A 17,586-nucleotide genomic window follows, 5' to 3' on the forward strand; every position below is an offset into this window, starting at 1 on the left:
TAAAATTATTTAGTCACGACTTCGGCAGCGTTACTTACAAGTCTCTTTTGACCAATTCACACCATCATTTGAACACTCAAATAAACTTGTCCCATTCTGGTAATAATAACCTTTAGTCCAGTTCCCTTGAGAATATTTAGACGTTATCGTCTGAGTATAATCAAACGGTGTATTTTCAATGAACGCATACTTATGTCGGTTCCAGCTGTCAGAACCATATGAACTGTTGTCATTAAAATCTACCGATAGGTAGTTGAGTGCATCAAAGTCGCTGCGCGACACTCTATCCAATGAATCACCGAGATTAACCCACTCTGGATGTGGTGCATTATTCTCAAAATTAAATTTCGCTTGTACTTGGGTAAACTGATCTTTGTAGTCACCGACAAGATCTGCCGACAAGGTTTGCATGAATCCAGCACCGACATTTTGACGTGAACAACTGTCCCAATCAGGTTGTTTAGACCAACCACGGTTCAACACACCAAAGGTCGCGAGTGAGTTAGGTAAAATCTGTTGCTTGATGGTCTCTTTCACCGAACATGAATATTCCGTTCCATCACTATCCAATGAGAACCAAGCTTCTTTGTCATATTCCAAACCATTTTTCTTTTGGCTATTACGCTCAATATGCTTATTTAACGCCAGTTCTGTCTGCAAGTCAGCTGAAACTTCATGTTCAATGACAATCAGCTTATCCGCAGTCATCACTGTTTTAACTTTATACCACTTATTAATTTCGTTCTTCTTGAAGTAGTCCCAATGCTGCCAGTAATAGTCAACATAAGCTTGCTGGGCTCTTGGGTTCTCTTTTTGAATCTCTTTCGTCTCTTGATACGACTTTTTAATAGCTGGCATCATTTTCTGCGCCAACTCATAGAGCTCGGTATTTTGATTCTTAACGAAATCACCATACAAGTCCTCTACTGCGATGTTGTATCGGTTCGCAATTCGGAAGTCATGCTCTTTTACATTTTGGATAATGCTATTTTGGGTGTTCACGGCTTGCTTCAAAGCAGAGCAACTGTTTAAACCACCTTTATACAAGTCGGCTTGGATCTCATTCCATAACACGGTCGTAAGTGGCGTAGTCGACTTAATTTCTTGCTCAGAACTCACCGTCATGACTGGCGGAAATATTAACTGATAAGGTTCAGTAATCGGTGAGTTTAGGCTGTCCGCATCAATAGCGCCTACTGGCACATTCACTACGATGGGTGCATAGTCCATACAGTTTGAGTTAGAACCCGTCAAAGATAGCTCATAGCTGCCTTCATGGTCCGTGATGCTGCTAGGCTCACCTTCATCTAATACGCCATTATAATTGATATCTAGAAACGCGGTCGCCCCGGAAATATACCCGTCAATGGCGACACCTTGTAAGGTTCTCGTTTGAGGAGCAGGAGCACTTGTGTTGCTACCACCGCCTCCTCCGCCACAAGCCGTAAGGCCACCAGCTATAAGTGCGATAGAAATAAGCTTAAGTTTCATTCGATTAGATCCTAATGAAATACATTATCAATGGAATTGTCATTGGGGGGATGACCGGAAATGACTGTGATAGTCATAGCCAGTCATAATAGCGATTGGCATTAGAAAGAAACACGAAAGGGTGATAGCCGATTCGTGCATGTTTTCATTTTGAACAGAAACTAAAAGATGGGGAAATGGGGTTAAAAATGGACTAATTACTTCTCGCTCGAGGCTATCCAAAGCTTATAAAAATCACTATAACCGGTTTGGTTAATCTCTACCCCATGAACCTCAACACTATTAAAAACCTTCTCTTTGCCGTGAAATAACGGACAAAGTAACTTCTGTTGATAAAGCGAATCTTCAATCTCTTTCAACTCGCGCATTGGGTCCTCGCCACTGACAGCAGCTCTAACTCTCTCGCAATGCGCCTTCATCTCAGAATTGTTGAAAATGAACCTGAGACCAGATGAAGCAAGTAGCCAATCGTAAAGACCATACTCTTTTGGCTGTTCGATAACTTCTTCAATAAATAACAAGTCTGCCGACTCACTCATGGAGCTAGGGTCACTGATATTGGTAAGCTCAACAACTTCAATAGCGACACCCGTTTTTACAATCGTTTGTTGCAGCCAGTCCGCCATATCTTGAAGTAAAGGAATCGTCATTCTAGGTCGTGTTAATACAACCGTGCCCGTCAAAATAGGAATGGGATTGCTGGATGTTAATTTACTCGGCGAGAAAGACAGATCATCCGTCACCATATCAGCATCAAACTCTTTACTGCTGGACTTGATAAACGATACCAACCTGTCGAGTTCTTCAGGGGTTATGCCCGAGTTTTCTCTACGATTAACCGCAAGATACGAAAGTGCATTGATTGTGGTTTCTTCTGCTACGCCAGATTGATTAAAACTCAGGGTGTGATCATTCAAACCTTCTATGTCGGTGAGCGTTATCTGTTCTAACAAGGCATTTTGAGCAAAGTAACCTCGGTGACGTTTAAGAACCAAGCACTCTTCGCTCCAATCGTCTAATGAGAAAGCTCCGGTTCCGATATAGGCACTGCGCCCGCTCGAAAAATAAGTACGCTTGCAGCGGTAAATAGACGCGTGTGGGCTAGTCAAAGCATAGAGAAACATTGGGTTTGCGTGTGTCAGCTCAATAGTCAGTTGTTTATCACCCACCACTTGAACATCACTGACCTGATCAAATAAAGACTGTACTGGCCCTTCGATATTTTTTAACTGTAACAAACATTGAGCAACATCTTTGGCCGTTAAAGTTTCACCGTCATGGAATAACACATTCGGTCTCAACCAAAAATGCAGAAATCGCCCTTCCACCTTCCAATGGTGCGCGAGGCTCGCTTGGGGATTTCCCTCATGGCCTTGGACGAGTAACGTATTGTAGAGACTTCTTAAGATGTGATGTTCTGCGGTTCGGTATGTTTTTGCTGGATCAAGGTTATCAACCCACGGATATTGAGTGATCAGTAAATGGTCATGTTGTTGATTGAACAGACTATGTTTTTCAGTCGCTAGCGTCAGTGCCTTTATTGCAGCATCACCATAGCTTTCTATAAGGCGGGGAATAACGTTAAAACACCCTTGCTCTAACTGAAGCGCTAACACTTGTTCTAATGCTTCGGGAAAGCTGACCAAAATTCTAAACTGGCTAAGCTTCCCTCTTCCTTTGGACGGAATCCAACAAATCCAGCGATATTCCGATAAGCATTTAAGAATGATCGAAGTGTTTCTGCGAGAAGTCGATAGCGAGTGTTCTAGATCATCGATCGTTAGGTGATACTCTTCACCTAATTCATACTTTGCAATAAGCTGCTGAAGTCTACGTAAGTTAGCGTCGTTCAATGGATATCCGAATCAAGCGTCTAGTGGAACGAGAATAGCTGTAACCCAAATGGGAGGTCTATTTACTCATTCAAGTTGGAATATGCTGTATGAAACTGTTGATATAAATAATATCAAGATCCAACTTAATTGATAAACACCTCTTTTAGCAAACAAAATAATCACTGATCGTGCATATTCAGTGGCAAAAATAAGTGGGAGATTAATCCTCCACCGGATTTGCTATTTGCTTTACATTCTTGCCTTATCGTTGTGCTATTGAGCCAGTATTATCCAACTAAAGTGTCTATGTTACTAGCGGTACACAAGCAACATGGTAGAATGCCGCCATTAATCTTATCCTTGTATAAGATTGTTAAACCTTTCCATCGCTATTTAGCCAAATCATACCGAGAAACTTATGCCATTTTCCAAGCTTGGATTAAGCTCACCTATTGTTAAAGCCGTTGCAAAACAAGGCTATGAAAAGCCAACCTCTATTCAAGAAAAAGCAATTCCGATTGTTCTTTCTGGTAAGAACCTTATTGCTGCAGCACAAACAGGTACAGGTAAAACTGCGAGCTTTGTTCTCCCTATCTTAGAAATGCTAAGCAAAGGTGAAACGCAGCGTAAAAAACGTATCCGCGCAGTTATCCTGACACCAACGCGTGAGCTGGCAGTTCAGGTTGAACAGAACATCACTAAGTACGCGAAGTTCCTAAACCTAAGATCACTAGCGATGTACGGTGGCGTGTCTTACCAACACCAGAAAGATCGTCTTATTGAAGGCGTCGATATTCTTGTGGCAACACCAGGTCGCTTGATCGATATGTACGGACAACGTGCCGTTCACTTTGATGAAGTTGAAGTTCTGGTTCTTGATGAGGCCGACCGCATGCTAGACATGGGTTTCATCGAAGACATCAACAAGATCATCGCGCGTTTGCCACAAAACATTCAAAACCTGTTGTTCTCAGCAACGCTATCAACGCCAGTTCGTGCGCTAGCGAAAAGCGCAATCAGTGAAGCGGAAGAGATTTCAATTGCCAAAACTGACGCTTCTAAAGCGAACATTGAGCAATGGTTGGTAACCGTCGATAAAGACCGCAAATCTGCGCTATTAAGCCACATGATCACTGACGGTGAATGGGACCAAGCGCTTATCTTTATCGAAACCAAGCACGGCGCGGCTAAGTTGGTTGCTCAACTTGAGAAACGTGGTATTCAAGCGGAAGCTTTCCACAGTGGACGTAGCCAAGCGATTCGTGAAAAGATTCTGGCTGACTTCAAGAAAGGTCGTCTAAAGTACTTAGTCGCGACGGGTGTTGCTGCTCGTGGTATCGATATCGACAACCTAAGCCGCGTAGTAAACTACGACATGCCTTTCCCAGCGGACGACTATGTTCACCGTATTGGTCGTACAGGCCGTGCTGATGCGTCTGGCGAAGCGATATCTTTCCTATCGAAAGATAACTTCAAAAACCTGTGCATTATTGAAAAGCGTCTGGGTCACTTGATTGAACGTCGCGTTGTTGAAGGTTTCGAACCACGCAAAGAAGTGCCAATCTCAGTATTGAACTTCGTTCCTAAGAAGAAAAGAGAACAGCAACAAGACTAAGTAATTTCAGCGACAGAAAATGCAAAGTTGCATTAACCAAAAGAAAAGTCGCATTAGCCAAAATGAAAATAAAACGAAGCCCTATGCGGCTTCGTTTTGTTCTTTGATACACAGATAAAACAGAGGTATGAGATGATTACTCCTATCGCAACGAGATTAACCCGCGGGCAAGACCTAAAGCTTGAGATCCAGAGGCTAGTGACAGCGCACAATATCTCCGCGGGCTCTATTGCGTCTTGTGTCGGATGTGTTTCTCAACTCAATATTCGCTTAGCTAATGCCAACAACACCAAGCTAGTTCAAGCTCCGTTCGAAATTGTGTCGGTGATGGCAACGCTAACCCCAAACCACCAGCATATTCATATCTCCGTTGCTGATGAGAATGGCAATGTAATTGGTGGGCATTTGCTTGAAGGGACGATTATCGCGACCACGGCTGAATTGATTGTTCACCGCTACGATACCTTGACCTTCAACAGAGAGCATGACGATTCGACGGGTTACATTGAACTTACTATCAGCAATAGCAAATAACTGATTTACCCATAGCAACACCAAACGCCCCATACAAAGCGATACTACCAAACAGCAATTAGGAAACACGATGGCTCCAAACTCCGCAGATTCCGTTATCGTTCTCGATTTCGAGACCACAGGCTTATCACCAAATATGGGCGACCGAGCGATTGAGATCGGTGCGGTTAAACTCGTTAACGGCGAAGTCGTCGACACCTTCCAGCAGCTCATGAACCCGGGATTTCGTGTGAGTGGATTCATTGAAGGTTATACCGGAATCAGTAACCGTATGTTAAGCACAGCGGCCAGTTGTAGTGAAGTGATGGATGAGTTTGCAGACTTCATTCAAGACAGCCAACTTGTCGCTCACAATGCCTCATTTGATAAGCGCTTTCTTGATGCGGAATTAGATAATATTGGTCGCGATTACAATGGACAGTTCGCTTGCTCAATGTTGATAGCTCGTCGTCTAATCCAAGACGCACCAACTCATAAGCTAGGCGACCTTGTGCGTTTCAAAAATATCGACAACGACGGTACTTTCCACAGAGCGTTAGCCGATTCAGAAATGACAGCAAGGTTGTGGTTATTGATGATTGATGAATTGCAAAGTGATCACGGCATTCAACAGCCAAGCTTTCAACTGATGCAGAAAATATCTAGGACAGCCAAAGGTTCGATTCCAAAACTACTGATGAGCAACAGGGGTTAGGTTCCGAAATTCACCTTAAAGTGGGATGAAAGGCTAGCTCGACAATAACCGCTAGCCTTTAAAAGGGACGCTCTACTCTTGCAATGACTTCAACGTTCCTTTGAGGCTTTCTAATTCATTCATAAAATACGCCCACTGCTTGTTACTGCTGGTCGCGGCGATATCTACTAAAAACTTGGCTGATGTTTCCATATTTTGGTTGAGTTGTGACTCAAGTTCATCAGGATAATAAGCTTCATTGTTTAAAAGCAACTTCATGATAATCGGCTGAGCAATATGCAGATCGCTCTTCTTTGCCATCAGCGTCGTTAGCTCTTGATAGGTGTTGTTTTGATATTGTCGCCAACTGCTATTGGTATTTACCCACTCTTTAGACCAAGCCAAAATAATCTGTTTTTGTTCTTTCGATACTGAACCTAACCACCGTTCTGCGCGCTCTTCTATTCTGCTTCGGTATCGCTCTCTCGAATCGGCATCGTTCAACGACAACCTTTCTTCATAATAGTCTTGCTGCTTTTCACGAAAGTTCTTTAAAAACTCCCTGTCTTGCTTAGGGCTAAGCTGCATACTCAAGGCGTAAATATCTGGAGCGAACTTATTGACGATTGTGCGAATATGCTCTTTCGTTTGTTCACTTTGGCCCACAATAAAAGCGGGATTCATATCCGACCGATCTACGTTTTGAATCGCTTCTAATTGCGAGATGTACAGAGGTAGCTGAGTTTCTTTATGCCATTTTTGTAATATATCTAATCGCTCTTCAAGCTCTGATTCTTGGCTATTTGAGAGGGAAACAAAATCTTCTATATAGCTAACGACAAACCAACCTATATTGTTATAGGCGAACTTGGTCCCGCACCCAGTAAATAGAAAACAGATCACTAAAACTAACCACCGGCACTTTCTCATTCTACCCTCTCACGACATTCAACAAAGCCACAAACCGATTAACTCATCCCTTTAAGGTTAGCCCAGTTTTTATAACGCTAATTCTAGCTCTTATAAAAGTAGTCTTAATAAACAGTGGTCGTAAAAACTTTGAGATAAATTGAGACCCAAACTTGCTAATCTAGCTATTTAGGCAAATGATTAAACTAAAAATAATTAATGGCAGTGATGTAACTTGATTTTATTACTCATTTGACGTGATACGAGCCCTATAAATGAGTTGGGTTGACGTATTTAAAATGATTGATATTTGGGAGGGAAGCTATGGCCGCTATTCCTGATCATCCAAGCGATTTAGAATATGAGCTTTGTTATTTTGATGATGGTTCAATAACCACAATCACGATATTGGTTGACAATCGACAGGAAGCGATGACTTGGTATCTTAGCAAAGGAAAACATATCAACGATCTTTATTCGATAAGACCCGATGAATAATGCTTTGGTATAGAGGACTAGGTCGATAAACCTAAGATAAGAAACTTAAGTGGCATTTTGTGGAACACCCTTTACTGCAATGCCATTAATTAGCAATGTCGTTAATTAGACATATCGCAGCAAAGGGATTCAGTCTCGAATTACTTCAGGATTCGGGCGCGGAATTGACGACCCTTCATTTTACCTGATTCGATTTTGTTCAGTGCTTTTTTAGCCACAGATCTTTCTACCGCTACGTAAGCACGCATTGCAAACAGATTGATCTTACCTACTGATTTACCATCAATGCCGCCTTGGCCCGTCAGTGCGCCAAGAATATCACCAGCACGAAGCTTAGCTTTCTTACCGCCATCAATTTGGATGGTAACCATGTTTGAGTAGTACGGCTTAGCAATTGGTTTTGCTGGCAGTTCAGATGGCTCGATTGGCATGTCCATGTACTCATCAATTTGAGCAACACGGTACATCTCTTTTTCGCTAAAGAAGCTGATCGCTACGCCTTTGCTTCCTGCACGGCCAGTACGACCAATACGGTGTACGTGAACTTCAGGGTCGCGAGACAATTCAAAGTTGAACACCGCATCTAGGTTATCAACATCAAGACCGCGAGCCGCAACGTCTGTCGCCACTAGAATCGAGATGGTTTTGTTTGAGAACTGAACCAAAGCTTGGTCACGTTCACGCTGTTCCATGTCACCATGAAGTTCGATAACACTGAAACCGCGGTGGCTTAGCTCATCGTTTACGTTCTGCACTTCTTTCTTAGTGTTACAGAACACAACCGCAGACTCCGGTTGGTGATGCAACAACAGCAGCTCTAGAGCGTCATCACGAGCTTCAGAACCTTCTAACTTGTAGAAGTGTTGTTGGATGCTTGAGTGATCGTGTGTTGATTCAACCTTCACCATTTCTGGATTGCGCATAATGCGGTCTGCAACAGATTTGATCTGTTTAGGGAAAGTCGCACTGAATAGCAGAGTTTGGCGTTCTTTTGGCGCCGCTTCAATCACAGCATCCAAAGCGTCTTGGAAACCCATCTCTAGCATGCGATCCGCTTCATCTAACACAAGTGTGTTCAGCTCAGACAGGTCAATGCGGCCTTTCTCTAGGTGATCAAGAATACGACCAGGTGTGCCTACAAGAATGTGTGCGCCATGCTCTAGTGAACCAATCTGTGGGCCCATTGGCATACCGCCACATAGTGTCAGCACTTTAATGTTGTGAATACCACGAGCAAGAGTACGAATCTCTTTTGCTACTTGGTCTGCAAGCTCACGAGTCGGACATAACACTAAAGACTGAACACGGAAACGCTTAACGCGTAGGTTCTGCAGCACGCCTAAACCGAAAGCAGCTGTTTTACCTGAACCCGTTTTACCCTGACCGATAACGTCCTTGCCATTTAGGATAGTAGGAAGACTTAACGCTTGGATAGGCGTCATTTCAGTATAACCAAGAGAATCTAACGTGTTTAGAAGCTCTGGTTTAAGGGCGATTGAAGAGAATTTTGAAGTGCTCAATGGAAATATCCAACTGGTGAAAAACAGAGTGCATTATGAGTGTTTTTGAAAATTATTCCACCTTAATCACAGTTTTGGAGAAACATGTTAGGCGAACACAAAAAAGCCAGCTTTGTTAGCTGGCTTTAACTTCTATACGAATTGCTTTCTATGGCACACCGTGACCTTTAGATGCCACCCATACGCGATACCACTGTTCGCGCGTCAGCTCGATTTTCAGTGCATCAACGGCCGTCTTCACACGCTCAATCTTACCAGAACCAATAATTGCAATTGGACTAGATGGTAAACGACGAACCCAAGCGTAAATCACTTGATCAATGCTGTCTGCACCGACTTCTTGACGAATCGCCTCTAGCTCATCACGAACGCGAACCGCTTGCGCTGAATCACCACTGAAGATGCTACCACCACCGAGACAAGACCACGCCATCGGGCGAATGCGGTTCATCTGCAGTTGATCTAGCGTGCCATCATGAGCCACTTCGAAGTTCAATGGGTTGATTTCAACTTGGTTGGTCACTAACGGCTTACCGAGTCGAGATTGAAGCAGTTCGAACTGACGCGGTGAAAAGTTAGAAACACCGAAGTGCTTAACTTTACCTACTTTGTGTAGCTCTGCGAACGCTTCTGCTACTTCATCGGCATCCATTAACACGTCAGGGCGGTGAATCAACAATACATCGATATCGTTAACACCTAAGTGCTCTAATGAGTTATTTACTGATTGGTAAATATGCTGCGCGCTGGTGTCATAGTGATTGATCTTACGATCTGGAGTGTGGTCACCACATAGGTTGATATCGCACTTGGTGACGATTTGAATATCATCACGAAGGCTTGGTTCAAGCGCTAACGCCTCACCAAACAACTTTTCACATTGGTAGTTACCGTAAATATCCGCGTGATCAACAGTTGTGATGCCAAGATCAATATGTTGCTTCAGGAAAGTCAGGCGTTGTTGCGGGGTCATGCCCCACTCTGCTGTACGCCAGTATCCTTGCACCAACTCAGAAAGTTCTGGGCCTTGTGGCGCTATCGTTACTCTTGCAACCATGGGTTGTCTCCTTTATCAATACTGAACGTATCCTAAGCTCGTTTTACCGAAGGCTCAACGTATAACAAATGGCAAAGCTAAACGCTTATTAAAAATGTGAGAGCCGCAGAAAAACGAACACTTAAATGAATTATAACTTGCTGTCTGCCCGCGAGCCGTTCTCCTGAAAGGCTTGTTTAGCCTAATAAATAACGAAACTATCTATAAATTTGAGCAATTAAAAACGATTAAGTTCAACCGTTAAGTTGTCACCATCACTCTGTAACTGAATCCAAGGAGAAGTAGAGCTAGAAGAAGATAAGCTAGGCACATTCCACACACTCAGTTGCTCTGCTGAACCGTGAGGCGCGTTGATGAATTCGACCAGCTGTTTATCCACCTTATCGAAACCAACACCTTCATTTCGAGCTTGTTCGAGTTGAGCTGTAACATCGAATTCATCTTCACCAATACGAATTGAACTGAGAGCAAAGCCATCTTGGCGAAGGTATGCCTGAAGCTTTGTGTAACTTAGGTCCGAATATGGCAGGTTTAAGCGAACTGTTTCAACGCTTGAGTCGCCCAGTTCCAGTTCCACATACACATCCAGATCGTAATATTGGGTTAAGTCACTGCATAACAGCGTATCTTCGATCTCACCACAATCCATCAACTCGATGTCGTTAATATAGTTTTGAGAATTCGGCTGACTTGGGCTGCTGTTAAATACTGTTCTTAGCCACCAGCTTTCGGTTGCTTGCGCTGAAAATGAAATAGCATTGAGGGACAGCATTAGAGGCAAGATTAGAACTTGAAAGATTTTCATCGACTGGGCTTATTTAGCGCTATATGAAGTGTCCATTATACGTGACCAAACGACAAACAACTGCTCGAGTCGCAAATTTTAGGCGAAAAAAAACGGGCATACATGCCCGCTAGATAATTTCATCACCGAATAACGTAATCCGTCACGTTGAGAACCATTACGAAAGAGAGAATATCACTCTCCCACAACAGTTACAAAATGACATACCCATTACTTGTAGCCACCTTCAATAGCAGGCTCTTCAAGCGACAATCTGACTTTGTTACGTTGAATAGCTTCTGGCGGCAAGCTGATGAAGCCGTATTGGTTCAAAACGACTTGATGATCTTGTGACAAGGTAAGCCCAACAAAGAACTCCTCTTGTTCCGTAAAGCCTTTGCGATGCGCTGGAATATTCAAGTACATGTAATAAACCGTTGCTAACGGGTAACGACCAGAGAGGATCGTTTCTTTGTTTAGGTCGTAGTTCACACCTAGGTTATCAACCACGCTCAACCATTTCACATCAGAGATCTGATCTGAGTAAACGGTGTAACCAATGGCGGCATCTTCGTCTTCAATCTTATTAATCAGATCAGGTAAATCCGCTAAGAACTGAGTATGGGCATATTCTCCTTCTGTTCCACATTCGACCCAACTTGAAAAGGTAGTATGGCCTTTCAGGTTGTGATCAATGGCAAAGGGCAACATATGAGTATCTAGGCTTTCACCGTTACGAATATCACTACTTGCTGACCATTTTGGATGTTTAGGATCGTTAGAACAACCAAACACATCAATTAATTCAGCGACGGTGATTGATGTCGCAGGGTTATTTTCATTGGCTAGAATCGCAATCACGTCAGCGGTAAACATCAGCTCTGTTGGCCTATAACCGTAACGCATATCAAACCTTGCCATCTCTTTGTCAGTCCACTTTTTGGAAGTGATACCAACACGCGAGCGCTGCATGATCATCTGTTCTGGGACGCTGTCACTCAACAAGATTTCTAAGTCGATCTCTTGGCTCTTAAGCAGATCTTCTACAAGCCCCTGCATATTCGGCTCAATCGCGACCAAACCAATGTCACTGGCATCATTTGCAAATGTCGATACAGAGAACAACGCAGGTACAGCAGCAAGCAGCAAGCCCGATTTATTAGCTAGACATTTCATTACTGGCCTCCTACTGGATCAATCGACGTTTTAGACTCAACATCGCTATTACTATCGAGCTGCATTTCTGAAGTGAAGATGTTCCAAGATGGGTTCACTTCCATGCTTTCTGTTTTAATCACCGCGATCGTTCTACGCTTACGCTTGTGAAGATGCTGAGTTAAGCTGGTTATCTGAGTAAACTCTTGTTCAAAGATTCGCTCACCATTGATGCCTCTATCAATCAATGCGTCTCGAATCACGCCCGTTCTTTTCTTGGCCAATGCTTTGTTATACACGTTTGTACCTTCAGCACTGGTATCTCCGACCAAGGTAACCGAAGCATCAGGCTGCTCTCCTAGTAAACGCACCAACTCATTTAATACAGCGGTATGATCAGGTTTAAGGTCATACTTATCAAAATCAAATGCCACACTTAATACTTCAACGTCTTCGACAATTTTCCAATTGGCACACCCTTTAATGTCTACCGTTACACCTTCTGGCGTATCGGCACATAGATCTCGCTGGTTAATCACACCATCTCGGTCATTATCCGCTAAGTCATCAATTTGGTGGCGTGTCATTGTCGTATCAGGCGTTTCTGCACATCCCATCAGCAAGATAGAGCTAAGTAGCGCTAGTTTAAAATATCTCATTACTTATTCTCCCCTTGCCACTCTTCTGGATGTTCAATCCTCAACGCATACGTCAACATACCCATCGCATTTAACACTCGATAAGCCGCTAACGTTTGATCATATTCAGTGCTGATGAAGTTTCTTCGAGCCAAAAACACTTCTACTTTTGCATCCAGTACATCAAGAAGGCTTCGTCTGCCAACATTGAATTGCTGGATATAGCCAAGCTCTGCAATTTTCGCTGCATCAACATTCTGTTGAAGTAAGGATTTTTGCTGCTCAAGCATTTTGTAAGCGTTCCAAGCCAGTTGTGTACCTTCTCGAACCTCACGCTCTGTTCGTAATCGGATCGCCCTTGCCTCTTCCACTCGCCAAGCTGACGATTCAACCCTGGAGTCGGTAGAGAAGCCATTAAACAGGTCATAATCCATCGTCAACATGATACGTGCATCTTCATCGACACCGCCTGGCGGGTTAGATACGTTGTCATTCTTATTGGCATGAAGCTCAAGTTTTAGTTCTGGGTAGTAATCCCCTTTCTCGCGGCGCATCTCTTTACGAGCCGCGTCGATATCAAGCAAAGAGGCTTTGATTTCAGGGTGATTCTCGACAGCTTGTTCAAGTGCGACCTGTGCTGAGCTTGGTAATAGAGCGTAATCAAACCGGGGGTAAACCAAGTTCACCGCAGGTTTGCCAACCAAGCGTAGATACTGAGTTTGCAAATCAAACAGGTTGTTCTGAGCGGCGATAAGTGAAGACTGCGCGGTCGCGACACGGGCGGAGATTTGAGCCAGATCCGAGTTGCTACTCAAGCCTTTGCTCTTTTTATCTTGGATATCTTGATAGATCTCTTGGTGCTCTTTTACATTACGCTTAGACAATTCAAGTAGCGTCTCTGCTTTTAGGATATCGAGGTAATTTCTCACCACATCTAACGATACGTTTTCAGCTCGCGAAATCAGAGTTAGACGCTCAGCTTCTGCTTCGAACGTCAGTCGATCGACATTCGATGTGGTTTTAAAACCATCAAATAGTAACTGGGATACTTTAACGCCAATTTCCGTTCTCGTTAGGCCTCTATCATCGCTATCGAGTTTGCTGCCACTGTTGTAGCGTGTCTCTTCATAGCCTGCTGCCGCGTACAAGTTCACTTGTGGCATATACAAACCACTCGCAGCGTCTCCGTCTCTGACCACCGATTGGTATCGGGAGTATTGCGCCAATATCTCTGGGCTATAGTCGATGGCAAAGGCCACGGACTCTTCTAATGAAGCTGCTTGAGACAGCCCACTCATTAGCAAGCAAGAAGAGAGTAAGAATTTTGAATGCATTACACTTCCTTTTATATTTATGCTTTAACCCACTTCATCGTTCACGAAGTGAGTTTTCCTTAGCTCGTAAAATAGGTTTTAACCAATAACTCAATACTGTTTTCTCTCCGGTTAATATATCGACCGCGACTTGCATCCCTGGGATAATGCTAAAGGCAGAGTTTTGTTGCTGGTCTTCGTTTAACTGAATATGGGCACGATAATAGGCGTTTCCGTCTTCCGTTTGTAAGGCGTCGGCACTCACGTAAATCACCTCGCCTTTAAGTCCGCCATAAATGACGAAATCATAGGCCGTGAATTTAACTGTCGCACCCAGCCCGTTATGAACAAACGCGATATCTTGCGGAGAGATTCTCGCTTCAACAATCAGGTCACTGTTTGATGGGATGATCTCAATGATTGGCTCGCCGGGACGAACTACACCACCAATGGTACGCACAAAGATCTCTTTGACTGTGCCATCAACGGGCGCAACAATTTCGGTACGCTTGAGTTGGTCGGCAATCGCCTGCTGGCTTTCGTTCAGCTGCGCTATCTTGCTCGCCACTTCATTCAACTGGCCTTGCACTTTGGTACGAAAATCTAAAGCGATACTTCGATGATCCGCTATCGACTCTGAGTAGGCAGCTATCTGCTTCTGCGCTGCTACTTTTGAGCTAGCAATATCACCTTTGAGTTTGACTACATCACGGTTGAGTTTAAGTAGCTCAACTTCCGCAACAGCACCGCTCGCTACCACGTCTTTCAGCATGTTGCGCTCACGAATCACAATCTCGAGGCTGCTTTCAAGAGTCTGGATATTATTAAACGTATCGACACGAGCTTGGTCTTGTTGCTCGATACGAAGTGCCGCCTCTTCCAGTTCAGACTTCAACTGTCCTAAACGTTCTCGGTAGTTCGCCTTGGCATTCATTAACGCAGGGTGGCTTGATACATCAACCGCAATATCTTGAGGCACCAAGACCACTCGCTCATACCACTCTTTCGCATCGTTATTTAAAACGACCGTCGACAGCTCAGCCTTTAATCTTAATTGCTGAGCAAGCAAGGTATCCGCTTGTTGAGCCGACTCTAAAAACGCCGCCTTAAAACGTGTGTCTTCTAACTTAGCTAGAGGTTGCCCCTTCACTACAGATTGGCCTTGTCGCACCATGATCTCTTGAACCAGTCCACCTTCTAAGCTCTGAATGGTTTGCACCGAAAGACTTGGAACGACTTTACCTTCACCGATCACGACTTCTTCTAATGTTGCCCACGTAGCCCAACCGATAATTGATACAATGAGTAGAGCACTCAACCAAATCAGCTTTCGAGAGCGGAATGCTAAGTGGTTGTTGGTCCATTGAATATCATTACTCATGACGACCTCCCTTCACCACAGATACCGTCTTAAACCGGCTCGTACCTTTAGGTACACTTTTCTTCTGTAAAGAGAGAATTTCTTTAGGTTCACCTTCTGCCACGATTTGACCTTTATCCAATACAATCACTCGATCACACATCATCAAGAATGAAGACTTATGGGAGCTGATTAGCATTGAGGTTTCTCTCGGCATACTTTGAAGTGCATTAAAGAACTGAATCTCGGCCTGATTATCTAGCGCGCTGGTGGGCTCATCCATGATCAATAACTTTGGACAACGATACAGAGCTCTCGCAATGGCAACGGCTTGGCGCTGACCACCAGAAAGTAACCGACCACCCTCACCGACAGGTGTTTCAAGGCCATTGCTTAGGCGCCCCATGTAACCATTCAAACCCGACTGTTGAAGAGCTTGTCTTAGCTTTTCTTCATCAACGTTGGTCGCACCAAGCGTAACGTTGTCGTAAACACTGCCAAAAATAAGATTAGTGGTTTGCCCTACCCAACCCATGCCACTACGCAGAACGCTGGTTGGCCATAATTGCCCATCGATTTCTTGATAGAAAGCTTGTCCTGTTGTTGGCAAATACTGGCGCGCAACAATCGATAGTAGAGTTGTTTTACCCGCGCCTGCCGCACCGACAAGACCAACTCGCTCACCCGGTTTGATCTCTAGGGAAATCTCCTTTAATGCAGGGCTTTGAGTCTCTGGATAAGTAAACGTCACTTCATCTAACCTAACCCCACCATCAAAGTCTCCTTTGTCGATAACTTGGTGTTTGGACTCTTCCTGAGGTAGCTCCATAATCTGATTCAGCCCTTCAACGGCCGAACGTGTTTGCTGGAACCTCAGCAATAGAAGAGAAAGCTGGTTCACCGAACTTGCAGCGCGCCCACTCAACATCACAACGGCTATCAAACCACCCATACTCAGCAAGCCTTCAGAGATCTGATACACGCCGAAGATGATCAGAGTGATGGTAACGATCTGCTGACTGGACTGAATAGAGTGCGTCACGATATTGGAGTAATGACGAGATTGAGTCTGCCATTGAGAGAGCGACGAAATCGTCTGTTCCCAACGCTTCTGGGTAATACCCTCTGCATTGTTTTGCTTGATATCCGGAAGGGTTGTTAAGCAATCAAACAGCTGGGCTTGTCTTTGTGTCGAGAGACGTGCGGTTTCATCGAATGTTTTCTCGACCTTGCCTTTCATCGCGATGCTCAGCACAATCAAAACAAGCATGATCGCGACAGGTATGAACATCATTGCGCCACCGAGCCAGCCGATAAGCAGTAGGAATAACAAAGTGAATGGCAGATCGACTAAAGTGACTAACGAGATAGAAGTGAAGAAATCTTTCACGCTATCGAAGTCTTGAAGCTGTCTGGCAAATGCGCCTACCGATTGAGGTCGATTTTCGAGCTTCATACCAAGGACTTTCGAGAACAGCTGAGAAGACAACTTGTTATCAATATAGCGCCCAGCCATATCAGTCACAGAGCTTCGTGAGCTTCTCAATACCCAATCAAAAATAACAACGATACCAACGCCTGCTGCTAATACCCAAAGCGTGTTAAACGCTTGGTTTGGCACAACACGGTCGTACACATTCATGGTAAATAACGGAACCACTAGCGCAAGCACGTTGATCAAGAACGAAGCGATAAACAGATCGCGATACCAAGGCTTCACTTCTTTGACCACCCGCCACAACCAACGGGTGTTGGATTTACTGTCATTGCGCTCATGTGCCTGAACACGGGCGTCATCAAGCGCTTGAGCACCCACTTGCCAAACAAATGCATCCACTTTAATGACTAAGTCTTTAAGGAGAATTTGTTGGCTTAAGTTGGATTCACAATTCAATACTTGAAAGTCGCCAACGGAGCTTTGGGTTACGACAAGAGGAGACCCTGTAGCGGACTCAACAGCAACAACAGGGAACTGACATTGATTCAATAATTCTTTTTTAACGTGGCTCAGCGTTAACCCCGATTTCTCAATCGCTCTTGGAAAAAGGGATTCATTGAGCCTGCCTTCATTTAAAGGTAGGCCAGACACTATTTTGGAAGGGTGACTGCGAACATTAAAATGCTCACACAACCACTCAACACAAGCTAGCCAGCTGTCTTTTTGTTCTACCAATCTAAACTTCCTTTTATAGACTGTACATCTA

15 protein-coding genes are annotated in these 17,586 nt (G+C 44.1%); 4 read left to right on the forward strand and 11 right to left on the reverse strand.

All coding sequences use genetic code 11. The features are described 5' to 3' along the window. Positions 1-30 precede the first annotated feature (30 nt). Complete coding sequence (locus AB4274_RS12165) at positions 31-1,491, reverse strand: hypothetical protein (RefSeq protein WP_372074916.1); 1,461 nt, start codon at positions 1,489-1,491, stop codon at positions 31-33. Positions 1,492-1,688: 197 nt separating this feature from the next. After that, on the reverse strand, positions 1,689-3,344 hold the full coding sequence (locus AB4274_RS12170; RefSeq protein ID WP_372074917.1) for an ABC transporter substrate-binding protein: 1,656 nt from the start codon (positions 3,342-3,344) through the stop codon (positions 1,689-1,691). A 400-nt stretch (positions 3,345-3,744) separates the two neighbouring features. On the opposite strand from AB4274_RS12170, the gene AB4274_RS12175 reads away from it, so the two are divergent. From AB4274_RS12175 to AB4274_RS12185, 3 genes are all read left to right on the forward strand, one after another. Next, positions 3,745-4,941: a DEAD/DEAH box helicase gene (locus tag AB4274_RS12175; protein ID WP_372074918.1), complete on the forward strand. Its 1,197-nt coding sequence runs from the start codon at positions 3,745-3,747 to the stop codon at positions 4,939-4,941. Positions 4,942-5,073: 132 nt separating this feature from the next. Further along, positions 5,074-5,475 (forward strand): PPC domain-containing DNA-binding protein, encoded by a 402-nt coding sequence (locus AB4274_RS12180; protein WP_372074919.1) that lies wholly within the window; start codon positions 5,074-5,076, stop codon positions 5,473-5,475. Between the two features lie 70 nt (positions 5,476-5,545). Next, entirely contained in the window at positions 5,546-6,169 is a 624-nt protein-coding gene (locus AB4274_RS12185; protein ID WP_017068401.1) for a PolC-type DNA polymerase III, read from the forward strand. Between the two features lie 72 nt (positions 6,170-6,241). On the opposite strand, the gene AB4274_RS12190 is transcribed toward AB4274_RS12185, so the two are convergent. Further along, the gene (locus tag AB4274_RS12190) at positions 6,242-7,078 is read right to left on the reverse strand and encodes a DUF6279 family lipoprotein (protein ID WP_017059479.1); all 837 of its coding nucleotides are present in this window, start codon (positions 7,076-7,078) and stop codon (positions 6,242-6,244) included. A 303-nt stretch (positions 7,079-7,381) separates the two neighbouring features. Between AB4274_RS12190 and AB4274_RS12195 the strand changes: the two genes are divergently transcribed. After that, a complete protein-coding gene (locus tag AB4274_RS12195; RefSeq protein WP_372074920.1) occupies positions 7,382-7,555 on the forward strand; it encodes an RNA helicase in 174 nt (57 codons plus the stop codon). Positions 7,556-7,695: 140 nt separating this feature from the next. Here the strand turns inward: AB4274_RS12195 and dbpA are convergent, their stop codons facing one another. The 8 genes from dbpA to AB4274_RS12235 all read right to left on the reverse strand — a co-directional run bounded on the left by dbpA (position 7,696) and on the right by AB4274_RS12235 (position 17,555). Beyond that, a complete protein-coding gene (gene dbpA / locus AB4274_RS12200) occupies positions 7,696-9,075 on the reverse strand; it encodes an ATP-dependent RNA helicase DbpA (RefSeq protein ID WP_017064348.1) in 1,380 nt (459 codons plus the stop codon). Positions 9,076-9,223: 148 nt separating this feature from the next. Continuing rightward, the gene (locus tag AB4274_RS12205; protein ID WP_017064347.1) at positions 9,224-10,132 is read right to left on the reverse strand and encodes an aldo/keto reductase family oxidoreductase; all 909 of its coding nucleotides are present in this window, start codon (positions 10,130-10,132) and stop codon (positions 9,224-9,226) included. A gap of 217 nt (positions 10,133-10,349) precedes the next feature. Further along, positions 10,350-10,937, reverse strand: coding sequence for a hypothetical protein (locus AB4274_RS12210; protein WP_102321359.1), 588 nt, complete (start codon positions 10,935-10,937; stop codon positions 10,350-10,352). A gap of 210 nt (positions 10,938-11,147) precedes the next feature. Next, positions 11,148-12,092, reverse strand: coding sequence for a PstS family phosphate ABC transporter substrate-binding protein (locus AB4274_RS12215; RefSeq protein ID WP_017059474.1), 945 nt, complete (start codon positions 12,090-12,092; stop codon positions 11,148-11,150). After that, positions 12,092-12,730, reverse strand: coding sequence for an OmpA family protein (locus AB4274_RS12220; protein WP_017059473.1), 639 nt, complete (start codon positions 12,728-12,730; stop codon positions 12,092-12,094). The genes AB4274_RS12215 and AB4274_RS12220 overlap by 1 nt, the downstream gene beginning before the upstream one ends. Next, a complete protein-coding gene (locus AB4274_RS12225) occupies positions 12,730-14,043 on the reverse strand; it encodes a TolC family outer membrane protein (protein WP_102321358.1) in 1,314 nt (437 codons plus the stop codon). The genes AB4274_RS12220 and AB4274_RS12225 overlap by 1 nt, the downstream gene beginning before the upstream one ends. A gap of 34 nt (positions 14,044-14,077) precedes the next feature. After that, complete coding sequence (locus AB4274_RS12230; protein WP_017059471.1) at positions 14,078-15,403, reverse strand: HlyD family type I secretion periplasmic adaptor subunit; 1,326 nt, start codon at positions 15,401-15,403, stop codon at positions 14,078-14,080. Next, entirely contained in the window at positions 15,396-17,555 is a 2,160-nt protein-coding gene (locus AB4274_RS12235; protein ID WP_017059470.1) for a type I secretion system permease/ATPase, read from the reverse strand. Before AB4274_RS12235 ends, AB4274_RS12230 begins: the two co-directional genes overlap by 8 nt. Between the last annotated feature and the right edge of the window lie 31 nt (positions 17,556-17,586).

The organism is Vibrio sp. 10N.261.55.A10, assembly GCF_041470825.1.
GTDB lineage: Bacteria > Pseudomonadota > Gammaproteobacteria > Enterobacterales > Vibrionaceae > Vibrio > Vibrio crassostreae_C.